Source organism: Promicromonospora citrea, assembly GCF_013004695.1.
In the GTDB taxonomy this organism is placed as follows: domain Bacteria; phylum Actinomycetota; class Actinomycetes; order Actinomycetales; family Cellulomonadaceae; genus Promicromonospora; species Promicromonospora citrea.
The window spans coordinates 15344-40302 of sequence record NZ_JABEMG010000030.1 but is presented as its reverse complement, the minus strand read 5'-3'; the positions used below and the strand labels follow the sequence as shown (position 1 = coordinate 40302).

Sequence of the window (24959 nt, the reverse complement as noted above, 5' to 3'; positions counted from 1 at the left end):
GGCGCTCGCGGAGGCGGGCCGCCGCGACGCCGAGGAGCGGTTCGGCGCCGCGCGCTACCGCGCCGACCTGCGCACCGTCCTGCTCGGGGCCGGTGCGGCGCCCGGCGGGCGAAAGAGCGGGCTAAAGGACCCCACGACGGCGTGAATTCCCCCATAACCGGGTGAAGGTGGCGAGCGGGTTAAATGCCATCTTCACCCACGGATCGGGTGTTCCACGGCGGTCGGCGCGACCTACGCTCCCTGCCATGCCTCCGGAATCCCTGCGCGTCGCCATGGTCGGAACCCGCGGCGTCCCCGCCCGGTACGGCGGGTTCGAGACCGCCGTCGAGGAGATCGGGGCACGCCTGGCGGACCGCGGGCACGCCGTGCGCGTCTACTGCCGCACGGCCCCCGAAGCGCAGGACCAGCCGGCCCCCGCGACCTACCGCGGCATGGAGCTCGTGACCCTCCCGGCGATGCGCCGGCGCTCGCTGGAGACGCTCAGCCACACCGCGCTCTCGGTCGCCCACCTGGTGCGCCACCGCACCGACGTCGCGTTCGTGTTCAACGCCGCCAACGCGCCCCTGCTGCCCGCCGTCCGCGCCGCGCGGATCCCCGTGGCCACGCACGTCGACGGGCTCGAGTGGCGGCGCGCCAAGTGGGGACCGACCGGGCAGCGGTACTACCGGGCCGCCGAGACGGCCGCGGTGCGGCTCTCGGACGCGCTGATCGCCGACGCGCAGGGCATCGCCGACTACTACCGCGACGAGTACGCCGCCGAGAGCCGCCTCATCGCGTACGGCGCGCCGGTGCTCACGGGCGCCGGGCACGACCGCCTCGCCGAGCTCGACCTCGAGCCCGGCGGCTACCACCTCGTGGTCGCGCGGTTCGAGCCGGAGAACCACGTCGACGTGATCGTCGACGGCTACGTCGGCAGCGACGCGACGCTCCCGCTCGTCGTCGTCGGCTCGGCGCCCTACGCGCACGAGCACACGCGCCGCATCGAGTCGCTCGCCGCCGGCGACCCGCGCGTGCGCCTGCTCGGCGGCGTCTGGGACCAGGAGCTGCTCGACCAGCTCTACGCCGGCGCCCTCACCTACCTGCACGGACACTCCGTGGGCGGCACCAACCCGTCGCTGCTGCGCGCCATCGGCGGCGGGACGGCGACGATCGCCTACGACGTCGGCTTCAACCGCGAGGTGCTCGGCACCCACGGGCGGTACTTCGGCTCGGCCGCCGACGTCGGCGCCCGCGTGCACGAGGCGGAGCAGGACCCCGAGGCCTGCGAGCTGCGGGGCAAGGCGCTCGCCGAGCGCGCCAGGGCCTACGACTGGGACGACGTCGCCGACGGCTACGAGCGGCTCGCCCGCGACCTGGCCGCACGGCGCACGCCGGGACCGAAGCGGTTCGCGCGCCGCCTGGGTGCGGAGCAGTGGGCCCGATGAGCACCGACGTCCGGGAGTCCTACGGCGACGTGCTCGCCCGCCTCGGCACGGCGCAGAAGGGCGCCGCCCGGGGCGCACCCGCCTACTCGCGGTTCGTCAACCGGCGCATCGGCCGCTACCTCGCCGCCGCCGCGTACCGGGCGGGGCTGACGCCGAACGCCGTCACCGGCGTGAGCGCGCTGTTCACCTTCAGCGGTATCGCGCTGCTCGTCGCGCTGCCGCCCTCCTGGGGACAGGGCGCCGCCGTCGCGGCCCTGCTCGTGCTCGGCTACGCGTGGGACTCGGCCGACGGGCAGGTCGCCCGGCTCACCGGCACCGGCAGCCCCGCCGGCGAGTGGCTCGACCACGTCGTCGACGCCGTCAAGGTCGTCACGCTGCCGCTCGCGCTCGGCGTCGGGTTCGCGCTGCACGACGTCGTCCCGCCCGTCTGGCTGCTCGTGCCCGTCGTGTCCGCGGTGACCAGCAGCGTGCTGTTCTTCGCGATGATCCTCACGGAGCAGCTCCGGCGCGCCCACGGCGTGCAGTCCGTCGCGCCCACCGGCGGCCGCGCCCCCTGGCTGCGGTCCGTGCTCGTGCTGCCCACCGACTACGGCGTGCTGTGCTGGACGTTCCTCCTGCTCGGCGCCCCCACCGTCTTCCTCGGCGTGTACACGGCGATCACCGCGTGCACCACGGCGTTCCTCGCCCTGGCGCTCGCCAAGTGGTTCCGTGAGGTGCGCGCGCTGTGAACCGGTCGGCCGGTCCGCTCGCCGACGTCGCGCTCGTCGTCGTCAGCTACGGGTCGTCGGGGCTGCTCGCGGCCAACCTGCCCCGCACGGTCGGCGACAGCGGCGTGCACGTCGTCGTCGTCGACAGCTTCAGCGGGCCCGCGGAACGCGAAGCCGTGACCCGGCTGGCCGCCGAGCACGGGTGGGACCTGCTCACCCCCGGCACCAACACCGGGTTCGGCGGCGGGTCCAACCTCGGCGCGGCCCACGCGACCGCGGCGGGCGCCCGCGTGCTCGTCTTCCTCAACCCCGACGCGTGGACCGACCCCGACGGGCTCGCGGCGCTCGCCGCCGCCGCCCGCGCGCCGGACCCCGTGCTCGTCGCGCCACGGATCCTGCGCCCCGACGGCGGCGTGTACTCGCGCGGCCTGACCTACCTCAGCCCGCGCGACGGCACGATGAGCGGCCGCCGCAGGGACCCCGACGACGTGCCGTGGCTCAGCGGCGCCTGCCTCGCGCTCGGCGCCCAGCTGTGGACCGCGCTCGGCGGCTTCGACGAGGAGTACTTCCTGTACTGGGAGGACGTCGACCTCTCGTGGCGCGCGCAGCGGCTCGGGGCGCGGCTCGACGTGGTCGAGGACGCGCACGTGGTGCACGACGAGGGCGGCACGCAGGAGTCGCGCGGCCGCGCCAAGAGCGAGACGTACTACCGCTACGACATCCGCAACCGGATGCTGTTCGCCCGCAAGAACCTCGGCCCGGCCGACCTGCGGCGCTGGCGGCGGACGCTGCCCCGCGCGGCGCGCGCGGTGGCGCTGCGTGGCGGGCGCAGGCAGTTCGTCGAGGGCGTGGCGCCGTGGCGCGGGGTGGCGCGGGGTGTGGTGGAGGCGCTGGCGCGCTGAGGGTGGCGGTCAGCCCGCCGGGGTCGCCTCGGCATCCGGTGCGGGCTGCCGCAGCCGGCGCCGCACCCACAGCGCGTTCGGGACCACCTGGCACACGAGCACGGAGGCCGCCGTCGCCCACACGGGACCCGCCGCGCCGAGGTGCGGGATGAGCCACCAGGTCAGCGCCAGGTTGAGCGGCACCATGAGCACGACCGGCAGCACCTGGGCGCGCAGTCCCGCCGCGTCGGTCATGTACATGCCGACGGGGTACTTGGCCGCCTGCACCACGGTGAACACGACGAACGCCGCGACGAGCGGCAGCCCGAGCCCGAACTCGCCGTCCGTCACCAGGGGCACGACGACGGGCAGCAGCGCCGCGAGCATGAGCGACAGCGCGACCCCCGCGCCGGTGAACACCAGGGACGCGCGGAACGGCGACGCCTTGACCGACTCGCTCCGGGCGCGCGCGAAGTGCGGCCACAGGGCCAGCCCGGAGGTCGCGACGGCGGCGAGGACGACGCCGAAGAGCTGCGCGGCGAGGTTGTACCGCGCGAGGTCGAGGCCGGTGCCCTGGTGGCTGAGCAGGATCCGCCCGGTCTGCATGGCGACCGGCAGGGAGATCATCTGCACGAGCATCGGCCACGCGAGGTGGAACACCCGCACACCGGGCACCGCGCGGACCCGCGGCACGTCGCGCAGGGCGGCGCCCACCTGCGGCCTCAGCAGGCGCGCCGCGGTGACGAGCAGGACCACCCCGACGACCGCGGACGCCAGGTAGGTCGCCAGCGCGAGGAACGAGGAGTCGCCCACCGCGAGGACCACGAGCACGCCGGCCATGACGAGCGGCGCCGTGAGACCCGTGAGGGCGGTCTGCAGCGGGTTGCGGCCCAGGCCGACCAGGATGCGCGCGCCGACGCCGCACGGCAGCGCGACCCCGAGCACCACGACGCACACGGTGGCCGTGAGCGCGCCGCCCTCGAGCAGGCCGGGGCCGAGCAGGGCCGGCCACCAGCCCAGCGCGCCGAGCAGCACACCGACGGCGACGATCGTGAGGCCCGAGCACACGAGGATCCGGAAGGCGCTGGTGAGCGTCCGGCGCACCGCGGGGTCGTCGTTCGCGCGCGCCGAGCCGGCGACCGCGTTGACCACCACGGCGGCCATGCCGAGGTCGGCGAACGGGATGAGCGACGGCAGGGTCGACAGCAGGCCGTACTGCGCGTACTGCGCCACACCGGCCTGCTCGATGACGAGCCGTGCCGTCACCATGCCGAGCAGGCCGGACAGCCCGGTGACCACGACCTGCACGACGGCGCTGCTGCCGACCGCGCGCCAAGGGGCACCGCGGCTCGTCGTGGTGCGGGTGTCGGTCACGCGGGGACCTCGGCGGTACGGCCGGCGGGCCGGGTGCGCGCCAGTGCGGCGCGGTACACGTCGAGGTGCGCCTGGCCCGCGTCGTCCCACTCGCGCGCGCCCAGGTCCGGCGACGCGGCGCGTGGGGCGCGGGCCGCGTCGAGGGCCCGGGTGAGGTCGTCGGCCGTCAGGTCGTCGGTGAACGTGTGGATCCAGCCGGGGCCGACCTCCGCCGCGAGGTCCGCGTTGACCGGGGTGTCGGGCACGAGCACGGGCCGGTCCAGCGAGAGGGCCGCGAGCACCGTCCCGGAGTTGTGCATGAACCGGTAGGGGAGCACCACGAGCTCCGCCGCGGTGATCGCCGAGACGAGCTCGTCGTCGGACAGGAAGGCGAAGCGGAGGGTGACGCGCGGGTCGCCGTCCGCCAGGCCGGTGATCGTGGCGGCCAGCTCCGGCGTCGACGCGGCGCCCGCGACCTCGAGGGACACGTCCGCGTCCGGCACGGCGCGGAACGCCTCGACGAGCCCCTCGACGCCCTTGTACCGGCGGACCAGGCCGACGTACTGGAACCGGCCGGGCACGGTCGCCGACCGGGGACCGGTGTACCAGTCGCGGTAGTGGCCGTGGGGGATGGTCGTCACCGGGCCGGGGCACTCGGTGCGGTCGTTGAGCACGATGCGGTGGGTGGTCAGCCGGTCGAACCAGCGCAGCAGGAGCCGCTGCGCCGGGCCGGCGTCGGCGGGCAGGCCCACGTTGTGCACCGTACGGACCACGGGGGTGCGCGTGACCGTGAGCCGGAGCAGCAGCAGTGCGGCGAGCAGCCAGCGGACGACGCGGCCCGCCAGTCGACGGCCGCCGAGGCCGGTGATCGTCTCGGGCCAGTGCAGGTGCACCACGTCGTACCGGCCCAGGAGCGCGGCGCGGCCGGTGAAGGTGACCACCTCGACGCCGGGCGTGCGGCGCAGCGCCGACGTGAGCATCGTGATGTACGGGTTGGTGGTCGCGCGGGGCTCGCGGTGCGAGGTGAGGACGCGGAGGGTGGTCATGCGGCCACCTCCGTCGTCGCGCCGAGAGCCGTGCGGTACAGGTCCTCGACCACGCCGGGCAGCCGCGAGCAAGACCAGCGGTCCGACGGCGTGCCCGGGCGGTCCGCGACCTCCTCGAGCCGGGCCGCGAGGTTGCCCGCGACGTCACCGGCGAGGCCGGCGGTACGGGCGTTGGGCCCGGCCAGCAGGGGGACACCGCCGAGCGGCAGGCACACCACGGGGCGCCCGAGCGCGCTCGCCTCGGCGGCGACCCACCCCGCCTGGTCGTGCATCGACGGGAAGAGCATCGCGTCGCTGCCCGCGATCGCCTCGAGCACCTCGGCGCGCGGCCGGTGCCCGTGGAACACGATCCTGTCCTGCACACCGCGCCGTCGGGCGAGGCGGTCGAGCGCCGCGCGCTCGTAGCCGGTGCCGTAGACGTGCAGCTCCCAGCCGGCCGTCCGGGACAGGGCCTCGACCGCGAGCCGCCCGCCCTTCCAGGCCAGGAGCCGGCCGACGAACACCGCCCGCCGAGGCCGCCGGCCCGTGGCCACGGGCCGGGCCTGTGCCGGCAGGTCGTCGTCGAGCGCGGCGTTCGCCTCGACGACGACACGGCGGGCACGGCGGAAGCGGTGCGCCACGTCCTCGTTCTGCGCCACGACGACGGCCGCCCGGCGGGCCGCGGCGTCACCCCACAGGGCACGCAGCGGCGCGGTGAGGAGCCCGCGCAGGAGCTCCGTCACGGTGCCGCGGACCCCGAGCCAGCGCACCAGGCGCAGCGGAACGACGCTCGCCCCGCCGACCGGGCCCCAGACGACCGGCAGGCCGGGCACCCGAGCCAGGCCGCAGGGCAGCCAGTCGTTCGCGAAGGTCACGTGGTGGCCCAGGTCGAACGGTTCTGCCGCGTGCAGGGCAGCCGCCCGGCGTGCGAGCGCCCGCTGCCACAGCGCGTAGTACCAGTACACGTCCCAGCCCCGCCGCTTGAGCGCGAGCACCCGGTCCGACAGGTCCAGGTACTCGACCGTCAGCGTCCGTGCGAGCTCCGGCTCGGCCGCCAGCGCGGCGGTGACGGCCGGCTCGAACCGGCGCCGCGTGACGACGTGGACCCGGTGGGTGCGGGCAGCGGCCCGGGCGAACGCCCACCCCGCGGCGGCCTCCGGCTCGTCGCCCGGACCGCACGCGTAGGCGCTGACCAGGACGCGCGGGTGAACCTGCTGCACGGGTCTCGTCTCTCCGGGGGATCTGGGGTCTGGCCACGCTACGGTAACTGCCGGATCCGCCGTCATGGGGCGGTCGGAAGGGTGATTGTCGTGGGCACAGGTGAGCGGGAACGGCTGGTGGTCGCCGTGCTGACCTACCGTCGCCCTGACCGCGTCGCGGCCCTCGTGCCGCTGCTCGTCGAGCAGGTGGCGGACCTCGCGCGGCGGGGTGGCCCGGGCGTCACGGCGAGCGTGCTCGTCGTGGACAACGACCCGGCGGGCACGGGCGCCCGCGCCGTGGACGACGTGCGGCCCGCGGCCGGGCAGGACTGGCCGGTCACGACCGTCGTCGAGCCGGAGCCCGGCATCGCCGCCGCCCGCAACCGCGCGCTGCGTGCGGGGGCCGACCACGACCTGCTCGTCTTCGTCGACGACGACGAGGTGCCCGGTCAGGGCTGGCTCCGCGCGCTCTGGACGACCTACCGGGAGACCGGCGCGCACGCCGTCACCGGTCCCGTCACCTCGAGCTACGAGGTCGAGCCCGACCCCTGGGTGCGCGCGGGCGGCTTCTACGACCGCACCCACCGGGCCGGCCTCGCCACCGGAACCGTCGTCCGCACGGCAGCCACCAACAACCTGCTGCTCGACCTGCGAGCCGTCCGCCGCGCCGGCCTCGCGTTCGACCCGGCCCTCGGGCTCTCCGGCGGCGAGGACACGCACTTCACCAGCGCGCTCACCGCCGCCGGCGGGCGCATCGTCTGGTGTGCCGAGGCCGTCGTCTCCGACGTGGTGCCCGCCGACCGGCTCACCCGCGACTACCTCCTGGCGCGGACCGCCGGGCTGGCCAACTCCTCGGCCCGCGTGGCGCTCCTGCTCGCGCCCGATCGGCTCGCTCGCGCCCGCGTGCGTGCCCGCACCCTCGCTGCCGGCTTGGCGCGCGGCGTGCTCGGCGCCGGGCAGGTGGCGCTCGCGGCCGTGCGGTCCGACGTCGGCGGTGACGCCAGGGGGCGTCGGACGCTCGCGCGGTCGCGGGGCGAGCTGCTCGCCGTCACCGGGCGGGTGCTGCTGCCCTACGCCCGGCAGGGGTGAACTCCGGCGTTCGGCGGCGTCAGCGGCCGTGCGCGGGATTACGCTCCCGGACATGCCCGCATCGTTCCCTCTCACCCGGCGCCGCCTGGTGCTCGGCCTCGCCCTCGTCCTCGTGGTGGTGGCCGCCGTCGTGGCCGCGTTCGCGCTCCGGGGCGGCGTCGACCCGGTGGCGGCGGGCGCGTCGGCGTCGCCGTCCGCGACGGTGTCGCCCACCGGTGACGCGCCGGAGGGCGGGACGGACGACGGCACGAGCGACGGAGGGTCGGACGACGACGGAGCCGACGAGGGTGCCGACGCGGAGCAGGGTGGCGGTGACTCCGGCGGCGAGGGCGGCAAGGAGGGCGGGAACGAGCCCGCGGCCCGCGAGACGCTCGAACCGCGGCCCTTCGACGCCGAGGCCACGCCGCAGCCCGGCGTCACCGTCGCGGTCGCCGAGGTCGAGAAGGTCGAGGGGGAGGCGAACCTCCCCGGCGAGGTCGGCGGGCCCGCCCTCCGGTTCACGATCGACGTCACCAACGGCACCGGCGAGACGCTGGACCTGCGCACCATCGTGGTGAACGCCTACTACGGCGCCGACCGCACGCCCGCGAACCAGCTGCTCAAGCCCGGTGGCAAGGCGTTCGAGGCCGAGACCGCCGACGGCAGGACCGCCCGTGGCGCGTTCGTCTTCACGGTGCCGGCCGACCAGCAGGACCGCGTCGAGCTCGAGGTCGATCCGGGAATCGGTTCGCCCGTCATCATCTTCACCGGCGCCTGACGCCGCGAGATCACCCGCCATTCACCCCGGTTTGCGAGGGCTGACCGTCGTGTCCGCTATTAGCGTGACGGACAACGGTCTTCGCAGGTCCACACCGCCCGGCCCCTCGGCCCGGCCGGCTTCTCAGCAGCTCTCTCCCCAGTGAGGTCCTCGTGTCTCCTCTCCCCGTGCCCGGTCGGCGGATATCAGCCGTCCTGGCGAGCATGACGCTCGTCGTCACGTCGCTGGTGACGGCGCCGACGGCGTCTGCCGCCCTCGAACAGGCCCCCGTGGCCACGGCCGAGGTCACCGACCCGGCCACCGTGTCCGCCGACGCCCTGCCGACCGTCCAGGTCGACGGCGTGGTCTGGAAGCAGGTCATCGTCGGCAACAAGGTGTACGTCGGCGGTGAGTTCCAGAACGCGCGCCCGGCCGGCGCGGCCCCCGGCACCAACCAGGTGCCCCGCACGCACCTCCTGGCGTACGACCTGAACACGGGCGTGCTCGACACGTCGTTCAACCACACGCTCAACGGCAACGTCACCGACATGGCGGTGTCGCCCGACGGGACGCGCCTGTACGTCGTCGGTGGCTTCACCACGGTCGACGGCGCCACCCGGAGCCGCATCGCGGCCTTCAACCTACCGAGCGGCTCGCTGAACACGTCGTTCGCGCCCACCATGAACGGCAACACGAAGGCCGTCGCCGCCACGAACACGACCGTCTACGCCGGCGGGTACTTCTCGGCGGTGAACGGCAACACGCGCTACCGCGTCGCGGCCATGAACGCGTCGAACGGCGTGGCGCTCACGGGGTTCAAGCCCGTCGTCGACGACCGGCAGGTGCAGTCGATCGTCGTGTCGCCGGACGAGCAGTCCGTGGTCATCTCCGGCACGTTCACCTCGGTGAACTCCAACACCGCGAACGGGTACGGCCTGGCGTGGCTGGACGCCGCGACCGGCGCCAGCAAGCCGCTGCCGGTCAACTCCCGCATCCGCAACGCCGGTGACAACTCCAGCATCATGCGCCTCGCCAGCGACGGCGAGGAGGGCTGGTACGGCGTCGGCTGGCACTTCGGCCGGGGTGGCACCACCGAGGGCACCTTCCGGGTGAGCTGGGCCGACGGCCAGCTCGTCTGGCTCGAGGACTGCCACGGCGACACCTACGACGTCGTCCCGCTGGGCGACGTCGTCTACACCGCCAGCCACAAGCACTACTGCGGCAACAGCGGCGGGTTCCCGCAGACGGAGCCCTGGTCGCATTACCACTCGACCGCGTGGATCAACGAGGTGCGCGGTACCAACACGCGCGACATCTACGGCTACCCGGACCACCCGGGTACGCCGCGGCCCGAGCTGCTTACCTGGTACCCGCAGACCGACGTCGGCACCTACACCGGCAAGAACCAGGCCGTCTGGAGCGTGACGGGCAACGACGACTACGTCCTCTACGGCGGCGAGTTCCCTAGGGTGAACGGAGCTGTTCAGCAAGGCATCGTCCGGTACGCCAAGCGCTCGGCCGCGCCGAACAACCAGGGACCGGTCGACTCCGGGGCTGCGCTCAACCCGACCGCGCGCTCGGTCGCGGCCGGCGCGGTCCGGCTCAGCTTCTCGACCACGTGGGACCGCGACGACGAGGCGCTGACCTACCGGATCTACCGCGACTCCGAGGCGCAGGCGCCGGTCTACGAGGACACGATCGCGACGAAGTTCTGGGCTCCCGTCACGCGGAGCGCCCAGGACACGGGCCTGCAGGCGGGCTCGCAGCACCAGTACCGGCTGACGGTCACCGACCCCTCGGGCAACGTGAAGAAGTCCGAGTGGGTCACCGTGACCGTCTCGAACGCCCCGGCCAGCCCGTACGCCAACACCGTGCTCGACGACGGCGCGCTCAACTACTGGCGCCTCGGGGAGCCCCAGGGCTCCGGCACCTCGTTCGACTGGGCGAACGGTGCGGACCTCGCGGTCCCGTCGGCGGTCCGTCTCGGCGCGGCCGGTGCGATCGCCGGTGACTCGAACGGCGCGGCGACGTTCCAGAACTCCGCGGGCAGCCGGCTGGTGTCGCCGCAGCGGATCCAGGGCCCCGACACGTTCACCGTCGAGGCGTGGATCAAGGGCAACGGCACGGGCCGCATCGTCGGGTTCGGCAACAGCAACAGCTCGACCGGCACGTCCAGCCAGACGGACCGGATCCTCTACGTCGACTCGGGCGGCCGGATCAGCTTCGGCGTCAACGACGGCACGCGGCGCGCCCTGCGCTCGCCGGGCCGGGTCGACAACAACGCGTGGCACCACGTGGTGGGCACGCTCGGTCCGGACGGCATGAAGCTGTACGTCGACGGCGCCCTGGTCGACCAGCGCGCCGCCACCACCCGCGGCCAGGCCATCACCGGCTACTGGCGGATCGGCGCCGACACGCTGGCCAACTGGCCCAACCGCCCGCTGCTCGGGCTGGGCGACCGGTTCTCCGGCACGATCGACGACGTCGCGGTCTACCCGACGGCGCTGTCCGCCGCCGCGGTGCTCGACCACCGGACCGTGGGGCTCCAGGGCCGCCCGAACCGGCCGCCGGTCGCCGAGGCGACCGCGACCGTCGAGGATCTCGTCGTGCAGGTCGACGGGCGTGGCTCGTCCGACCCTGATGGCCCGATCGCGTCCTACACCTGGGACTTCGGCGACGGCGAGACGGCGACCGGCGCCCAGGCGACCCACACCTACGCCGCCCCCGGCACCTACACGGTGACCCTCACCGTGGAGGACAGCGAGGGCGTCACGGCGCAGGACACGGTCGAGGTCGAGGCGACGGAACCCGCCGAGTTCGCGGTCGACACCTTCGACCGCACGGTGTCCTCGGGCTGGGGCTCGGCCACGAAGGGCGGGGCCTGGACCCTGTACGGGGCAGCGTCCGGCTACTCCGTGGCCGGCGGTGAGGGCGCCATGGACCTCTCGACGCCGGGCGCGAACCGCAAGGCGCAGCTCGCGGACGTCTCGGCGGCCGACGTCGAGGTCAGCGGGACGCTCTCGCTCGACGAGATCTCCGACGGCAGCGGCACCTTCGTCTCGCTGACCGGCCGCACCGGCGGGTTCTCCAGCGAGTACCGCGCGAAGGTCTGGGTCAAGGCGACCGGGGCCGTCCAGCTCCAGCTCGTCGCGCTCCAGTCCTCGGAGACGACGCTCGCCGCCGCGAACATCGCGGACCTGAGCGTCGGACCGGGTGAGAAGCTGGCGGTCCGGTTCCAGGTGACCGGCACCTCGCCGACCACCGTCCGGGGCAAGGTCTGGAAGGCCGGGACACCCGAGCCGGCGACGTGGCGCCTCACCGCCACCGACTCGACGGCCCAGCTGCAGGACGCCGGCGGCGTGGGTTACGCGCTCAGCCTGTCGGGCAACGTGACGACGGGTGCGAACGTCGTCCGGCTCGACGACTTCTGGGCGGGACCGCCTACGCCGTGACGTCGCCCCGCACCGCGGTCGCCCCAGCCCTGTCGTCCCTCGAGGGACGGCAGGGCTGGGGCGTTGCCGCGACCGGGCTCGCGGTGCTGTGCATGGTCCTCAGCGGCTTCAACCGCAACATCTTCTTCGGACTGACCCCGGGGCTCGCCCTCGCCCTCGTGCTGCTGCCCCTGTGGGCGTCCCAGCTGCGCAGCTCGCGGTGGGTCGCCTGGACGACCGTTCTCGCCGTCGTCTCGGTGGCGTGGGGCGCGTGGCTCACGATCTGGCACGCCGACACGCGGGGTGTGTCCACCGCGGGGACGCTCGAGGCGAGCTTCGTCGTGCTCGCGCTCGCCTGCGGCGTCGGGGCGGCCCTCTGGGCACGCAGTCGCACCTCGAACGCCGTGGTGGGTGCCGCGTTCGGCGTCGGGCTCGTGCTGGGCATCAACCCCGCCAGCGAGACGTTCGCCGAGAACCCCTGGCGGTTCGGGTTCTCCCTACCGGTCACGGTCCTGGTCCTCGCGATCGTCTCGCGCTTCCGCAGGCGCTGGCTCGACGTCGTGGCCGCGCTCGCGCTCGCGGGCGTCTCCGCGCTCAACGGCGGGCGGTCCAGCAGCGCGATCCTGCTCATGGTCGCGCTGCTCGTGGTGTGGCAGTCGTGGGGCAGGCCCGCGTCGTCGCGGCTCGCGGCGCTGCGCACGCTGCTGCTCTTCGGGCTGCTCGCGCTCGGGACCTACCTCTCGGTCCAGGCGGCGATCCTCGAGGGCGCGCTCGGCGAGAGCGCGCAGATGCGCACCGAGCTGCAGCTCTCGACGTCGGGCACGCTCATCACCGGCGGGCGCCCCGAGATCGGCGCGACCCTCGCGCTCATGGCCGAGGCCCCGGCCGGGTTCGGCGGCGGCAGCATCCCGTCGATGGCGGACCTGCTCGTCGCCAAGTCGGGCATGGCCGCCCTCGGGTACGACCCCAACAACGGGTACGTCGAGAACTACATGTTCGGCAGCGGCTTCGAGCTGCACTCGGTGATCGGCGACCTGTGGGCCTGGTGCGGCATCCCCGGGCTCGTGCTCTCCGTGGTGCTGCTGGTGTTCCTGGTGGTCCGCACGGCTGTCCTCACCACGGGGCGGGCCGCCTCGGCCCTCATCCTGTTCCTCGGGGTCAAGTCGGTGTGGAACCTGCTGTTCGCGCCGCTGGAGAGCGCCCTGACCGTGCTCGTCCTCGCCGTCGCGCTGATGGCCCCCGTCCTGGGGGCGGCGGGGAGGGCCGACCAGTGACCGGCGCACCCGCCCCTGCCGCTCCGCCCGGCCGCGAGACGTGGATCGACGCGGGCCGCGGCCTCGCCGTCCTCCTCGTGGTCGTCTACCACGCCGCGCGGTGGTTCGACGTGCCCGCGTGGGAGCAGGTCAACGACTACCTCTCCGCCGTCCGCATGCCGTTCTTCTTCATGATCTCGGGGCTGCTGGCGCACCGCGTGGCTGCGCGGGGCGAGGCCGGCACGTCCTGGCGGACCCTCTGGGACCGGCGGCTGCGGCTGTACGTGTGGGTCTTCGTGGTGTGGGAGTGCATCGGCACCGCGTGCTACCTGGTCGGCTTCGCGCTGCGCGGCACGCCGCTCGGCGTCGGGCCGATGGTGCGCGACCTCCTCCTGTCGCCCGTCCGCCCGCAGTTCGAGCTGTGGTTCATCTGGGCGCTGGCGCTGTTCTGCGTGCTTGCCCGGCTGCTGCGGTCGGTCGACCCGGGGTGGCACCTCCTGCTCGCCGCCGCACCGTCGGTCGTCGCGCTGACCGACGGCTTCGACCTCGGCAACGTCGGGTGGAACGGGGCGCTCAAGTACTACGTGTTCTTCGTCTGCGGCATGCAGCTGCGCGCTCTCCTGCTCCGGTTCACGCGCACACCCTGGGGCGTCCGGGTCGCGACGGTGGCAGGGTGGGCGGTGCTCGCGGCCGTCGTCGAGACAGCGGGCCTGCGCTCCGTGGTCGGCGTCTACTTCGCGCTGTGCGTCGCCGGCGTCCTCGCGGGCGCCGCGCTCGGCACCTTCCTCGCGCGCAGTGCCGTGCTGGTCCGTACGGGCACCTCGACCCTCCCCGTCTACCTGGGTCACACGCCGGTGATCATCCTGGGATCGTCCCTGGTGTTCGCCCTGGTCGGCTCGACGACGCTCCCGCACGCGGCCGGGCTGCTCGCCGTGCCGGCCGCGACCGTCGTGGCCACGGCCCTGTCGCTCCTGGTGCACCGCTGGACGGCGTCGAGCCCCCTGCGCTACCTCTACGCGCCCCCGCCATGGACGGCGTCGCGGCGAACTACTGAGTCCGCGGCCCACCGCCGACCGTAGGGATCCTCGGTCTCTTCGCCCGCATGCGCCGACAGCTCCTACGCTCGCCGGCCTGCCGCTCATGGCGCACCCGGCGCCACCCCAAGATCACCTTTCAACCCGACGTTAATCGGCTTTGACGGGCCTCAAAGCCGAGAAACGGCGGGATGAAAAGTGATTCCCGGCGACGACCAGGCGGGACCACCGCCCCACCGAGACCTCACGCCGGCGCCGCGATGACCTCGCGGGCGAACAACCACGCGTCCGCCTCGAGGCGCGAGTCCTGGCTGGGCAGCGACGCGCGCACGGACTCCGGGTCGAGCGGGTGGGCCGCCGCCTCCGCCAGCACGGGAGCGAGCAGCTCCGCGAGGGAGCCGGCGGGGATCACGCCGTGGCCCGCGCGCTCCAGCCAGTCGGCGATGCCGGTCTCGTCGGTGGTCACCACCGTGCAACCGTGCGCGAGGCCCTCGACCAGGGGCAGCCCGACCTGCTCGCGCCACGCGCCCTGCCGCCGTGACGGCAGCACCACGACCGACGCCCGCCGCAGCTCCGCGTGGACGACGTCGCGGGGCGGGTCGGCGATCACGCGCACGCGGTCGTCGGCCCGGGCCGTCTCGTACGCCCGGTCCAGCAGGGCGCCGCGGCCCACCACGGTGAGCACGGCGCCGGGCAGACGGCGTCGCACGGCACCCCAGGCCGCGAGCACCGCGTCGAACCCCTTGCGGGGCGAGAGGTCACCGAGGAACAGGATGCGGCCGGGTGCCTTGTCGGGCGTGGCGCCCGCGGGGACGCAGTCGCACGGGGCGGGCAGGGCCTCGATGGTGGTCCAGTGCGGCCGGCGTCGTCCGGCCAGGCCGAAGACGCTGCCGTAGAGCTGCCGTGACGTCTCGGTGCCGAACGCGACCCGGTCGGTGCGCCGCCAGACCCAGCGGGCGAGCAGCAGGTCGAGCGCGCGGCCGAGGCGGGGCCACCAGGCCGTCGGACGGGGGAGCGCGCGCGGGTCGATGTTGCCGATCGCGTAGGTGACCACCCGGGTGCGGCGGCGCCGCAGCACGTCGCTCACCGCGAGCGCGAGCACGACGGCGGCCGCACGGCGCACGCAGTCGATGGCGGCGGGCTCGTTGATCTCGACGATCCGGTAGCCGCGCCGGGCGACGAGCCACGCGCACCGGAGGTCGCCGACCTGCTCCGGCCGCACGCGGCCGACCAGGTCCTCGTCGAAGTCGTAGCGGCTGTCCTGGTAGAGGATGTCGGCCGGCGGCAGGGCCAGGGCGCGCTCGAGGTGCGCGGTGCGGAGTGTCTTGTAGACGCGTGCGTCACGCGGTCGGGCGTCACCCGGCACGTTCATCGGCGGTCCCCAGCTCGATCACGGGCGGGATGGCCGGCGGCATGCCCGCCGGCTTCAGCCGCAGGGTCGGGGCGTTCGGTCCGGTGAGGTCGGCCGCGACGGCCTGCGCCGGCGGCGCGGTCCGCGGGGCCGGCGGGGCGCCGGACGCGGGTGCGGCGTTGCCCGCGTCGGCGGGCGGCCTGCGGCCGTCGACGCCCGGGATCCCGCCCGGCCCCGGCACGACACCGGGCGCCCGGCCGGACGCCGGCGCAGCGGCCCCGGTGCCGGGGGCGGGCACGGCGCGGATCGCCCCGGTCGGCAGGCTGAGCGGCGCGTGCTGCCGGGAGGAGCCGGGCAGCAGGCGCGGCCACCGCCGTCGTCGGGTGCTGTAGCCGTAGTAGGTGCCGTCCGGGCCGGACCGCGGCGCGAACGTCAGGATGAAGCCGAGCACGCGCGCCTCGACGCCCGCGAGGGCCCGCAGGGCCTGGGCGAGCTGCTGCCTGCGCACGCGCCGGGCGCCCGCGACGACCACGACGCCGTCGGCCATGGTGGCCAGGAGGGCGGCGTCGGAGACCGGCAGGAGGGGTGGCGCGTCGATGACGACGACGTCGTACTCCGCCCGGGCGGTCGCGACGAGGTCCTGCGTGGCCTGCGACGCGATGAGCTGGTGCGGGTTGGGCGGGATGGGCCCGACCGGGAGCACGTCGAGCTCGCCGGGCCCGTACCGCTGGACGAGGTCGGCCATCGCGGCCCGCCCGACCAGGGCCGTGGTGAGGCCCGCGGCCTCCTCCAGCCCCAGCGACGTGGCGACCGACGGCCGGCGCATGTCGCAGTCGACCAGCAGCACGCTGCTGCCGCTCTCGGCGAAGGTGGAGGCGAGGTTGATCGCCGTCGTCGACTTGCCCTCGCCGGGCACGCTCGACGTCACCACGAGCACGCGGGCCGGCGTCGTCGCGTCGACGAAGGAGAGGTTCGTCTGCACGCGCCGGTACGCCTCCGCGCGGGTGCTCAGCGGGTCCTGCGTGGCCGGGACCCGGGCCAGCTTCCGCTTGGCCACCGGGATGGAGCCGAGCAGGCCTGCGCCCTCCGAGACGAGCTCGAGGTCGCTGGCCGACCGGATACGGGTGTCCAGCACGGCCCAGAGCAGCACGAGCACCACGCTGAGCGCGAGGCCCGCGGCGCCGCCCGCTGCCGTGAGCAGGCGCGTGCGGGGCGCCGACGGGTACTGCGGCACCTCGGCCGACGACACCACCGTCACCGCGATGGCCTGGCCGCCGCCGGGCGTCTCGGGCGACAGGTCGACGACGGTCGACGAGAGCTGGTCGGCGACGGCGTTCGCGATGAGCGCCGAGCGCTCCGGGTCGCCGTCCTCGACCTTGATCTCGATGATCGAGGTGTTGAGCGGGGAGTCGGCCGTGACAGCCTTGGCGAGCTGCCGCCCGGTGACGTCCCCGAGCTCCGCGGCGACCGGGTCCAGCACCACCGGCATGTCGGTGAGCGCCGCGTAGGACTCGATGAGGTTCTTCACGTACGTCGAGCCCTGCAGCAGGTCGCTGGTGGACTCGCCGGTGTTGAGCGAGACGTAGACCTTCGCCGTCGCGGTGTAGGAGGGCGGCGTCGACCAGGCCCAGCCGAAGGCGGCGAGCGCTCCGGCGAGCGCGACGCTCACGATCACCGCCCAGCGCCTGCGCAGCACGTTCGCGTACTCGACCAGTTCCACGTCCTGCCTCCCTGTAGTCGTCCGGCCTGTGTCGTCAGCGGTCAGAGCCGGCCGAGGCTCGAGGAGTGGCGCGGCTGCGGCTGCGCGACGGGCAGCGGACCGGACCGGGGTGGCTTGCTGCCCAGGAGCCAGGGCTGCCTGCCGGTGCCGAGCACCCCGCAGACCGTGTCGGTAGCCGACGTGATCCGCTCGAAGACGCGGCGGTAGACCTTCTCGCTGCGCCCGTAGGGGTCCTCGATGTCGAGCTCGCGCGTGAGTGCCGGGTGGTTCAGGCGCTCGAGGCTCACGAGCTCGGGGACCTGCGCCCAGCGCGCGGCGTCGTCCGAGGCCGAGCGGGCGCCGGGCGACGTGCTGAGCACGTGCGCGAGCTCCAGCAGCGTGAAGGTGCGGCGCACGGCCTCGGGGACGGCCCGCACGACCGCGGCGCGCTGCGCGCGGGTCATGGTGATGACGACGGTCGCCGAGCGGATGGCGTCGGCGGTGAGCTGGTGCGCGGTGAACGGGCCGGTGTCGAGGCCGCGCGCCTGCAGGAGGCTCGCCATGCGCGGCTCGATCGGCTCGCCCCTGCGGGCGCGCACGCCTGCGCTGCTGATGCGGACGGTGCCGTCGGTCCGGGCCGTGAGCAGGCGCGCGAGGACGGGGGAACGACAGATGTTCCCCGTGCACACGGCAAGGACCGACGTCGACATGGTGGTGCCAAGCATGCCGCGACGCTATGTCCACGAGCGGCCGTTCGGTGCGCTTTCACCCGAAAGTCACCCGAGCGGGGTGAATTGCGTATCTGACCGGCAGCGGGTGAACTGCACGTTCACCCGCTCCCGAGGCCCCTTGGGCATCCCATCGCGGCGGGAGCGCTCCTAGCCTTCCTGCCATGACAGTGGTGGGTTACGCGCCTGGCGCCTGGGACCTGTTCCACGTGGGGCACCTCAATGTCCTCCGGCACGCCAAGGACCACTGCGACCACCTGGTCGCCGGTGTGGTGGACGACGCCATGCTCGAGCTGGCCAAGGGCCGCCGCCCCGTGGTGCCGGTGATCGAGCGCGCGGAGATCGTGCGTCACATCGAGTTCGTCGACGAGGTCTTCGTCGAGACGCAGCCCGACAAGATCGAGACGTGGCGCAGGCGGCGGTTCGACGTCTTCTTCAAGGGTGACGACTGGAAGGGCACGGCCAAGGGCCGCGACCTCGAGCGCCGGTTCGCCGAGGTGGGGGTCGAGGTCGTCTACTTCCCCTACACGGTGCACACGTCGAGCACCAAGCTGCGGCGCGCGCTCGACCTCCTGGACGGCACGTCCGCGGGCGCGCCGGCGCAGGAGGCCGCGCGCGGCTGAGGCACGGGATGTCGGTGGCGGCGCCTAGGCTTGGGGGCGATGACTTCCCTCTTCGACAGCCTGTCCCTGCCCGGCCTCGAACCCGCCGCGCCGGGTGACGGGGCACGCCTGCCGAGCACCGCGCCCCGCTGGGACGACGAAGCGCCGGACGGCGACCCGGGCGAGGCGGCGCTGCCCGCGGAGCCGGAGTGGCTGGCGGGCCTGCCGCACGAGTCGGAGGCGCCGCGGGCGCGGGGCGCCTACGCGCACCTCGACCCCGAGGAGCTGCTGGCCGGGCTGAACCCGCAGCAGCGTGCCGCCGTGGTGCACGAGGGCGGGCAGCTGCTCATCGTGGCGGGCGCGGGCTCGGGCAAGACGCGCGTGCTCACGCACCGCATCGCCTACCTGCTGGCCACGGGCCGTGCGCGCGCCGGCGAGATCCTCGCGATCACGTTCACCAACAAGGCGGCCGCGGAGATGCGCGAGCGCGTCGAGGGCCTGGTCGGGCCGTCCGCCGGCCGCATGTGGGTGTCGACGTTCCACTCGGCGTGCGTGCGCATCCTGCGCCGTGAGGCGGCGCACCTGGGGCTCCGGTCGAGCTTCAGCATCTACGACGCGGCGGACAGCCAGCGCCTCATCACGCTGGTCACGCGCGAGCTCAACCTCGACCCGAAGAAGTACCCGGCGCGCGGTCTGTCGAACAAGATCAGCGACCTCAAGAACGAGCTGGTCGACCCGGAGACCTACGCGCAGCAGGCGCGGGCGTACGCCGAGCAGGAGGCGCAGGCCGCGCCCGAGGGCGGCATCCGCAGGCCCTGGGGCGGGCAGTCGGCGGACGAGCGCAACGCCGCCACGCCGAAGTTCGACCAGGTGCTGGCCGACGTCTACACCCGGTACCAGGCCCGCCTCGCGCAGGCGAACGCCCTCGACTTCGACGACATCATCATGACGACGGTGAACCTGCTCCAGGCGTTCCCGAACGTCGCCGAGCACTACCGGCGCCGGTTCCGGCACATCATGGTCGACGAGTACCAGGACACCAACCACGCCCAGTACACGCTGGTGCGGGAGCTGGCGGGCGTCGGCACGTCCGAGGAGACGGGGCTGGACCCGGCGGAGCTCACCGTCGTGGGCGACTCCGACCAGTCCATCTACGCGTTCCGCGGTGCGACGATCCGCAACATCCTCGAGTTCGAGCAGGACTACCCCGAGGCGACGACGATCCTGCTGGAGCAGAACTACCGCTCCACGCAGAACATCCTCAGCGCGGCGAACGCCGTCATCTCCCGCAACGCCGGGCGCACGCCCAAGCGGCTGTGGACCGACTCGGGTGCCGGCGCCAAGATCGTCGGCTACGTCGCGGACGACGAGCACCAGGAGGCGCGCTTCGTCGCCGACGAGATCGACCGGCTCGGCGACACCGAGGGCGTGCGCCCGGGCGACGTCGCGATCTTCTACCGCACCAACGCCCAGTCCCGGGCGCTCGAGGAGGTGCTGGTCCGCGTCGGCCTGCCGTACAAGGTGGTGGGCGGTACGCGGTTCTACGAGCGCCGCGAGGTCAAGGACGCGATCGCCTACCTGCGCGCGCTGTCCAACCAGGACGACGACGTGAACCTGCGCCGCATCCTCAACGTGCCCAAGCGCGGGCTGGGGGACCGGGCCGAGTCGCTGGTGGCGACGTTCGCCGACCGGGAGCGCGTCTCCTTCGGAACCGCCCTCGAGCGCGCCGACGAGATCCCCGGCATGACGACCCGCTCGCTCAAGCCGCTGCTCGCGTTCCGCGACATGATGCGCGAGCTGCGCGCGCTGGTCGACGACGGCGCGGCGCCCGCGGAGGTGCTCGGCGCCGTGCTCGACAGGACGGGGTACCTCGCCGAGCTGCGCGCGAGCGACGACCCGCAGGACGAGGGCCGTGTCGAGAACCTGGCCGAGCTGCACGCCGTCGCCGTCGACTTCGGCGAGACGGACCCGGAGGGCTCGCTCGCCGACTTCCTGGAGCGGGTGTCGCTCGTCGCGGACAGCGACCAGATCCCCGACGAGGACGTCGCCGACGGTGCCGCGGAGGAGGCCCCCCGCGAGGACCCGGGCGTCATCACGCTGATGACGCTGCACACCGCCAAGGGGCTGGAGTTCCCCGTCGTCTTCCTCACCGGCATGGAGGACGGCACGTTCCCGCACATGCGCTCGCTGCACGACGACGACGAGCTCGCCGAGGAGCGCCGCCTCGCCTACGTGGGCATCACGCGGGCGCGGGAGCGGCTCTACGTGACGCGGTCCTCGACCCGCGCGGCGTTCGGCATGGCCAACGAGTTCCCCGAGAGCCGGTTCCTCCAGGAGATCCCGGAGGAGCTGTGGGACTGGCGGCGGCGCGAGTCGTCGACGGCGGCCATCCGGGGCGGACGCGGCGGCTGGGGCGGCGGGTACGGCTCGGGCGGGTACGGCGCCGGCCGCGGGCCCGGCCGGGGGCAGGGCGGCTACGGCTCGGGCCGCGGCGACTCCGGGTCCGGCCGGGCGGCGACGACGGGCTCGCGGGGCGGGTCGGTGTCGTCGGGCGGCCAGGCCAACCCGTTCTCCCCGCAGCGCAAGAAGGCGGGCGCCTCGGGCGGGTTCGGCGGCATCTCGGTCCAGAAGGACATCCCCAGCCTGGAGATCGGCGACCGCGTCACGCACGACTCGTACGGGCTCGGCACGGTCGTGGACGTCGAGGCGAACGCCGTCGTGAAGATCGACTTCGGCACCAACGGCACCAAGCGCATCGCGCTGAAGTACACGGCGATCACGAAGCTCTGACCGGCGGGCCCTTTGGCGCTCGTCGTCCGATATGGGCCACTATGTGTCGCCATGAGGATCCTGGTCTCCGCCGGCCGCCTGTTCCTGGCGCACTGGCCCGCGCTGCTGACGCTCGGGCTGCTCGGCGTCGCCGTGCGCAACGGCGCGATGTGGGGCGCGGTCGAGCTCAGCCAGTGGAACTCGACCGTCGGCCAGGCCCTGCTGATCCTGAGCCCGCTCGGCTACCTCCTGCCCGTGATCGGCATGCTCTGGGTGTGCCGCGCGTCGCTGCCGGTGCTGTGTCCCGAGCCGGCGCCGGGCCCGGCGGACACCGTCCCCGGGCTGCTCACCGGCCACCGTGCGCCGACGATGCCGTCCGAGAAGCGTGAGCGGCGCCTGATCGACATCGCGCTGTCCGTGCTGGTCCCGTTCCTCGTCGTGTACGAGGTCGAGGGCCTCATGGACGCCGACCAGGCGCGGTTCGCCAACGAGGCGGCCGCGGACGAGCTGTTCAACGACACCTTCACCGCCGAGGGCGTCGACTTCGTCGCCCGCCTCGGCATCTGGTCCGGCTGGACGCTGATCGCGATCATCGCCGCCGCGTTCGCCCTGCGCTGGCTCCTCGGCCGGCTCGAGGGCCGGGTCGGCTTCGTCGGCATCGCGGTGCTCGGCGCGCTCATCGAGATCTACTGGACCAACCAGGCGGCCACCCAGATCGAACGGGTGCAGGCGGGGCTCTGGAACGTCGCGGAGGGCAGGCAGCTCGTCGCCGCGGCGACCGGCACGATCGGGTCGGCGCGCGAGGCCGTGGGCGAGACCGGGGGCGCGGTGGCGACCTTCGTCGTCGACGGCGCGGGCACCGTCCTCGACTCGCTCGACGTCGTCGTCGTCGCGCCGCTGGCCTGGCTCGCGATCGGCGCCGTCGTGCTCGGGCACCGGCTCATGGAGCCGCCGTCCACCGAGCACCGCTGGCTCGACCGCATGACCTGGCTCCCGGCCGGGCTGCGCTCGCTGCTCGAGTCGCTCACCGAGGACGTCCGCGCCCGCCTCGCGGCGCTCTGGGACGGCCTGCGGATGATCCGGGTCGGCGGCCTGGGGCCGATGCTCGTGTTCTGCCTCGGCTACCTCGTGGTCATGCGGGCGCCGTACGCGGTCGGCTGGCTGGTGCGCACCGTGACGGGCCCCGTGCCGAGCGACACCTGGCTCGCGTTCAGCCCGATGGAGGCGGCGGCGGGCCTCGCCCTCTCGCTGGCGCTCGCCGCACCCCTCGTGGCGGCGACCGTCGCGCGGCTCGTCGAGCGCGGCCTCGCCGTCCGCGAGGAGGAGGCCGAGGAGGCCCGCCTCGTCACGGCAGGTCGATCGTGACGTACTCGGGCCCGCCGAACGCGAGCCACACCTCCGCGACCGTGACGCCCGGGTCGACGAGCACGTACGACGTGACGTCCCACGCGGGCTCGACGCTGAGGGAGTCCTCCGCGTCGGCCGGCAGGCAGCGGTTGAGGGTGCCGGTCAACGCGTCGGAGGTGTCCTCGCCGTAGCGGGTGCCGTCGTCGGCCACGAGGACCACCTGGCAGCCCAGCAGGTCGGTCTGCGGCTCGGCGGCGAGGTGCAGGCGCACCGCGTACGCGGCGGAGCCCTCGGGGATCGGGGTCGGGTCGCCGTACAGGGGCGCCGGGAGGGCGGTCACCTGCTCGACGCCCGTCACCGTCACGTCGACCTCGCGCACCACCGTGGTGCCCGCACGCCCCGGCACGGTCGACCACAGGTCCAGGTACTCGCTCGTGAGGTGGGCCACCCCGCCCTGCGCCACCCGGTCGACCTCCTCGTGCAGGCCGGTCGGCCACCAGAACGCCCAGACGCGGAACGACGACGCGCCCGCCGCCACCACGACCGCGAGCGGGAGCAGCAGCAGCCAGACCGCGTTGCGCCGCCACCAGCCCCTGCGCGGGGCGCGCGACGGCGGCCCCGGCGGGACCGAGCCGGGCAGCATGCCCGGCGGACGGCCCGGCGGCAGACCGGGCGCGGGCTGCCGCGGGTAGTGCTCCCCGCCCGGCCCCGGCACCGCCGGGGTCACCAGCGTGGTCATCCCTCGTCTCCTTCGCCTGTCGTGGCCGGGGTGGCGAACCCCTGCGGCTCGGGCGTCACCGTCTCGGTCGCCTCCCACAGCGCGGGCGCCTCGTCCGCCGTGATCCCCAGGCCGACGACGGCGACCGCGTCCCGCCGTTGCTCCGCGTACTCCTCGCTCTGGCTGCCGCGCGCGAGCCGCACCGTCGCGCCCGCCAGGGCCTCCTGCGGCACGTCGAAGCAGTAGGTGGCGTGCCAGGCGTAGCCGGGTTGGGTGCTCACCGACACCGCGCAGTCGCCGAGCGCCGCCGGCCAGTACCGACGGCCCCGCGCGTCGGTGATCTCGGCCCCGGCGAAGGTCGTCGCCTGCTGCGTGGCGCGCCAGGTCACGTCGACGACGACGAACGTGCCACCGGCCAGCGCGGTCTCGGCGAAGCCTGCGACCGTGTCCGCGACGCGCACGTCCGTCACGGTGAGCTCGGCGTAGTCGAGGTCGAGCGTCTCGCCGACCGCGCCCTCGACGACGAACGGGTCGTCCACCCCGCTGTCCAGCGGCAGGGCCGTGACCAGCGCGCAGCCCGCCGTGACCGCGCCGACGACCAGCGCGGTGCCCCGCCACGTGACCCGGCGGCGTCCGTGCCTCACGGCTGCGCCGCCCCGGGCGCGGCGGCCTCGTCGTCGGCCTCTCTCGCCTGCTCGACGGCGACGTCGCCCGCGAAGGCGACCTCGCCGACGCTCCAGTGGCCGTCGTCCAGGCCGGCGAAGTCCTCCTCGACCCAGTCGAGGCCGGCGATCTCGACCGGCACGCTCGCGCCCGCGAAGTCCCCGCTCTGCTCCCAGATCAGCGCGAGCCGGTAGGGCACGCCGGGGTTGAGGGCGCTGCGGCTCGTGCCGTCCGCGATGTTGACGACGGTGGGGGAGGGGAGCTCGGGGTCCTCGGGCGCGGGGCTCGGGTCGGCGGGCGCCGTGCCTGCCGGGGTGTCCGGCGCCGCGTCCGGTTCCGGCTCCGTGCCGATCGCCGCGTCAGGTTCGGCGAGGAGGTCGCCGCCCAGGTTGCCGAGCGGCTCCTCCGGCACGATGCCGACACCCCGCGGCGCCGGGACGGCGTCGGCGAGCGTGGTGGAGTACTCCGGCACGTCGCCGGTGTTGGTCACGTCCACGACCACGGCGAGCATGTGGTTGCCCGGCTCGGGCACGAGCCAGCCGAGCTCGTCGGCGACGGCGGCCTTCTCGACCGTCAGCTCGAACGGGCCCACCTCGACCGCGGTGCCCGGGATGAGCGGGTCGGCCTGCGCCTGGGCCTCGCTCCACGCGCCGAACGGGGTGAGGGCGACGAGGGCCCCGGCGACGCCGACCCCGACGCGCTGCACCGTCGACATGTCGTCGACGACCGCCGTGACCACGCGCCGTCCGAGGCGGAACGCGAGGTCGGGTCCGTCGTTGCGGGCGTGCTTCATGGCCCACGATCGTAGCGGTGCACAAGGGACGTTCCGGGCGAACCGCTCGTGGTTCCCGGCCGTCGCTCCCGCAACCCAGCGATCGTGCCCGGATCCAGGGCCGGATCCGGGCACGATCGCTGGGTCGGCGCGGGCGCGGCGGGGGCGCGGCGCGCGG

The 24959-nt window shown here is 74.4% G+C and carries 20 protein-coding genes; 11 read left to right on the top strand and 9 right to left on the bottom strand.

From position 1 onward, the window contains the following. The first annotated feature begins 245 nt into the window (after window positions 1-245). Genes HLB15_RS08485 through HLB15_RS08475 form a run of 3 tightly spaced genes read left to right on the top strand, consistent with a single transcriptional unit; the run spans window position 246 to window position 3033 of the window. Window positions 246-1424: a DUF1972 domain-containing protein gene (locus HLB15_RS08485; RefSeq protein WP_171104866.1), complete on the top strand. Its 1179-nt coding sequence runs from the start codon at window positions 246-248 to the stop codon at window positions 1422-1424. Beyond that, window positions 1421-2152, top strand: coding sequence for a CDP-alcohol phosphatidyltransferase family protein (locus HLB15_RS08480; RefSeq protein ID WP_171104865.1), 732 nt, complete (start codon window positions 1421-1423; stop codon window positions 2150-2152). The genes HLB15_RS08485 and HLB15_RS08480 overlap by 4 nt, the downstream gene beginning before the upstream one ends. After that, window positions 2149-3033, top strand: coding sequence for a glycosyltransferase family 2 protein (locus tag HLB15_RS08475; RefSeq protein WP_171104864.1), 885 nt, complete (start codon window positions 2149-2151; stop codon window positions 3031-3033). Before HLB15_RS08480 ends, HLB15_RS08475 begins: the two co-directional genes overlap by 4 nt. A gap of 9 nt (window positions 3034-3042) precedes the next feature. Here HLB15_RS08475 and HLB15_RS08470 read toward each other — a convergent pair whose 3' ends face one another. Genes HLB15_RS08470 through HLB15_RS08460 form a run of 3 tightly spaced genes read right to left on the bottom strand, consistent with a single transcriptional unit; the run spans window position 3043 to window position 6610 of the window. Further along, complete coding sequence (locus HLB15_RS08470; RefSeq protein ID WP_229784948.1) at window positions 3043-4386, bottom strand: lipopolysaccharide biosynthesis protein; 1344 nt, start codon at window positions 4384-4386, stop codon at window positions 3043-3045. Beyond that, window positions 4383-5411 (bottom strand): glycosyltransferase, encoded by a 1029-nt coding sequence (locus tag HLB15_RS08465; RefSeq protein ID WP_171104863.1) that lies wholly within the window; start codon window positions 5409-5411, stop codon window positions 4383-4385. Before HLB15_RS08465 ends, HLB15_RS08470 begins: the two co-directional genes overlap by 4 nt. Next, window positions 5408-6610: a glycosyltransferase gene (locus HLB15_RS08460; RefSeq protein WP_171104862.1), complete on the bottom strand. Its 1203-nt coding sequence runs from the start codon at window positions 6608-6610 to the stop codon at window positions 5408-5410. The genes HLB15_RS08465 and HLB15_RS08460 overlap by 4 nt, the downstream gene beginning before the upstream one ends. Before the next feature lie 90 nt (window positions 6611-6700). Here HLB15_RS08460 and HLB15_RS08455 point away from each other — a divergent pair, with 90 nt between their 5' ends. The 5 genes from HLB15_RS08455 (at window position 6701) to HLB15_RS08435 (ending at window position 14177) form a co-directional block, all read left to right on the top strand. Further along, window positions 6701-7678 carry a glycosyltransferase family 2 protein gene (locus HLB15_RS08455; RefSeq protein WP_171104861.1) on the top strand — a complete coding sequence of 326 codons (978 nt, stop codon included), beginning with the start codon at window positions 6701-6703 and terminating at the stop codon, window positions 7676-7678. Window positions 7679-7730: 52 nt separating this feature from the next. Further along, window positions 7731-8435 carry a hypothetical protein gene (locus HLB15_RS08450; protein ID WP_171104860.1) on the top strand — a complete coding sequence of 235 codons (705 nt, stop codon included), beginning with the start codon at window positions 7731-7733 and terminating at the stop codon, window positions 8433-8435. Between the two features lie 203 nt (window positions 8436-8638). Further along, the gene (locus HLB15_RS08445; protein WP_171104859.1) at window positions 8639-11866 is read left to right on the top strand and encodes a LamG-like jellyroll fold domain-containing protein; all 3228 of its coding nucleotides are present in this window, start codon (window positions 8639-8641) and stop codon (window positions 11864-11866) included. After that, the gene (locus HLB15_RS24765; protein ID WP_171104858.1) at window positions 11863-13119 is read left to right on the top strand and encodes a hypothetical protein; all 1257 of its coding nucleotides are present in this window, start codon (window positions 11863-11865) and stop codon (window positions 13117-13119) included. The genes HLB15_RS08445 and HLB15_RS24765 overlap by 4 nt, the downstream gene beginning before the upstream one ends. Beyond that, a complete protein-coding gene (locus HLB15_RS08435; RefSeq protein ID WP_171104857.1) occupies window positions 13116-14177 on the top strand; it encodes an acyltransferase family protein in 1062 nt (353 codons plus the stop codon). Before HLB15_RS24765 ends, HLB15_RS08435 begins: the two co-directional genes overlap by 4 nt. Before the next feature lie 199 nt (window positions 14178-14376). On the opposite strand, the gene HLB15_RS08430 is transcribed toward HLB15_RS08435, so the two are convergent. Genes HLB15_RS08430 through HLB15_RS08420 form a run of 3 tightly spaced genes read right to left on the bottom strand, consistent with a single transcriptional unit; the run spans window position 14377 to window position 17907 of the window. Continuing rightward, entirely contained in the window at window positions 14377-15504 is a 1128-nt protein-coding gene (locus HLB15_RS08430; RefSeq protein WP_171104856.1) for a glycosyltransferase family 4 protein, read from the bottom strand. Next, window positions 15488-17203 (bottom strand): tyrosine-protein kinase domain-containing protein, encoded by a 1716-nt coding sequence (locus HLB15_RS08425; protein WP_171104855.1) that lies wholly within the window; start codon window positions 17201-17203, stop codon window positions 15488-15490. The genes HLB15_RS08430 and HLB15_RS08425 overlap by 17 nt, the downstream gene beginning before the upstream one ends. Window positions 17204-17244: 41 nt before the next feature. Further along, the gene (locus tag HLB15_RS08420) at window positions 17245-17907 is read right to left on the bottom strand and encodes an arsenate reductase/protein-tyrosine-phosphatase family protein (protein WP_171104854.1); all 663 of its coding nucleotides are present in this window, start codon (window positions 17905-17907) and stop codon (window positions 17245-17247) included. Between the two features lie 167 nt (window positions 17908-18074). Here HLB15_RS08420 and HLB15_RS08415 point away from each other — a divergent pair, with 167 nt between their 5' ends. From HLB15_RS08415 to HLB15_RS08405, 3 genes are read left to right on the top strand one after another with little or no spacing between them, the layout of a single operon-like run. After that, window positions 18075-18533: an FAD synthase family protein gene (locus HLB15_RS08415; RefSeq protein ID WP_171104853.1), complete on the top strand. Its 459-nt coding sequence runs from the start codon at window positions 18075-18077 to the stop codon at window positions 18531-18533. 39 nt (window positions 18534-18572) lie between these two features. Further along, entirely contained in the window at window positions 18573-21302 is a 2730-nt protein-coding gene (locus tag HLB15_RS08410; RefSeq protein ID WP_171104852.1) for a UvrD-helicase domain-containing protein, read from the top strand. A 51-nt stretch (window positions 21303-21353) separates the two neighbouring features. Next, window positions 21354-22646, top strand: coding sequence for a hypothetical protein (locus HLB15_RS08405; protein WP_171104851.1), 1293 nt, complete (start codon window positions 21354-21356; stop codon window positions 22644-22646). Here HLB15_RS08405 and HLB15_RS08400 read toward each other — a convergent pair. Genes HLB15_RS08400 through HLB15_RS08390 form a run of 3 tightly spaced genes read right to left on the bottom strand, consistent with a single transcriptional unit; the run spans window position 22627 to window position 24802 of the window. After that, entirely contained in the window at window positions 22627-23367 is a 741-nt protein-coding gene (locus HLB15_RS08400; protein ID WP_171104850.1) for a hypothetical protein, read from the bottom strand. The genes HLB15_RS08405 and HLB15_RS08400 overlap by 20 nt on opposite strands. Further along, window positions 23364-23990, bottom strand: a complete 627-nt coding sequence (locus tag HLB15_RS08395; RefSeq protein WP_171104849.1) for a DUF4352 domain-containing protein — start codon at window positions 23988-23990, stop codon at window positions 23364-23366. Before HLB15_RS08395 ends, HLB15_RS08400 begins: the two co-directional genes overlap by 4 nt. Then, window positions 23987-24802 (bottom strand): DUF4352 domain-containing protein, encoded by an 816-nt coding sequence (locus HLB15_RS08390; RefSeq protein ID WP_171104848.1) that lies wholly within the window; start codon window positions 24800-24802, stop codon window positions 23987-23989. The genes HLB15_RS08395 and HLB15_RS08390 overlap by 4 nt, the downstream gene beginning before the upstream one ends. Between the last annotated feature and the right edge of the window lie 157 nt (window positions 24803-24959).

What these genes read in the sequence shown, in the direction of transcription:
- HLB15_RS08390 (WP_171104848.1), bottom strand. Translation starts at nt 24,802, where the DNA reads ATGAAGCACGCCCGCAACGACGGACCCGACCTCGCGTTCCGCCTCGGA.
- HLB15_RS08445 (WP_171104859.1), top strand. Translation starts at nt 8,639, where the DNA reads ATGACGCTCGTCGTCACGTCGCTGGTGACGGCGCCGACGGCGTCTGCC.
- HLB15_RS08420 (WP_171104854.1), bottom strand. Translation starts at nt 17,907, where the DNA reads ATGCTTGGCACCACCATGTCGACGTCGGTCCTTGCCGTGTGCACGGGG.
- HLB15_RS08410 (WP_171104852.1), top strand. Translation starts at nt 18,573, where the DNA reads ATGACTTCCCTCTTCGACAGCCTGTCCCTGCCCGGCCTCGAACCCGCC.
- HLB15_RS08430 (WP_171104856.1), bottom strand. Translation starts at nt 15,504, where the DNA reads ATGAACGTGCCGGGTGACGCCCGACCGCGTGACGCACGCGTCTACAAG.
- HLB15_RS08480 (WP_171104865.1), top strand. Translation starts at nt 1,421, where the DNA reads ATGAGCACCGACGTCCGGGAGTCCTACGGCGACGTGCTCGCCCGCCTC.
- HLB15_RS08405 (WP_171104851.1), top strand. Translation starts at nt 21,354, where the DNA reads ATGAGGATCCTGGTCTCCGCCGGCCGCCTGTTCCTGGCGCACTGGCCC.
- HLB15_RS08415 (WP_171104853.1), top strand. Translation starts at nt 18,075, where the DNA reads ATGACAGTGGTGGGTTACGCGCCTGGCGCCTGGGACCTGTTCCACGTG.
- HLB15_RS08485 (WP_171104866.1), top strand. Translation starts at nt 246, where the DNA reads ATGCCTCCGGAATCCCTGCGCGTCGCCATGGTCGGAACCCGCGGCGTC.
- HLB15_RS08400 (WP_171104850.1), bottom strand. Translation starts at nt 23,367, where the DNA reads ATGACCACGCTGGTGACCCCGGCGGTGCCGGGGCCGGGCGGGGAGCAC.
- HLB15_RS08465 (WP_171104863.1), bottom strand. Translation starts at nt 5,411, where the DNA reads ATGACCACCCTCCGCGTCCTCACCTCGCACCGCGAGCCCCGCGCGACC.
- HLB15_RS08450 (WP_171104860.1), top strand. Translation starts at nt 7,731, where the DNA reads ATGCCCGCATCGTTCCCTCTCACCCGGCGCCGCCTGGTGCTCGGCCTC.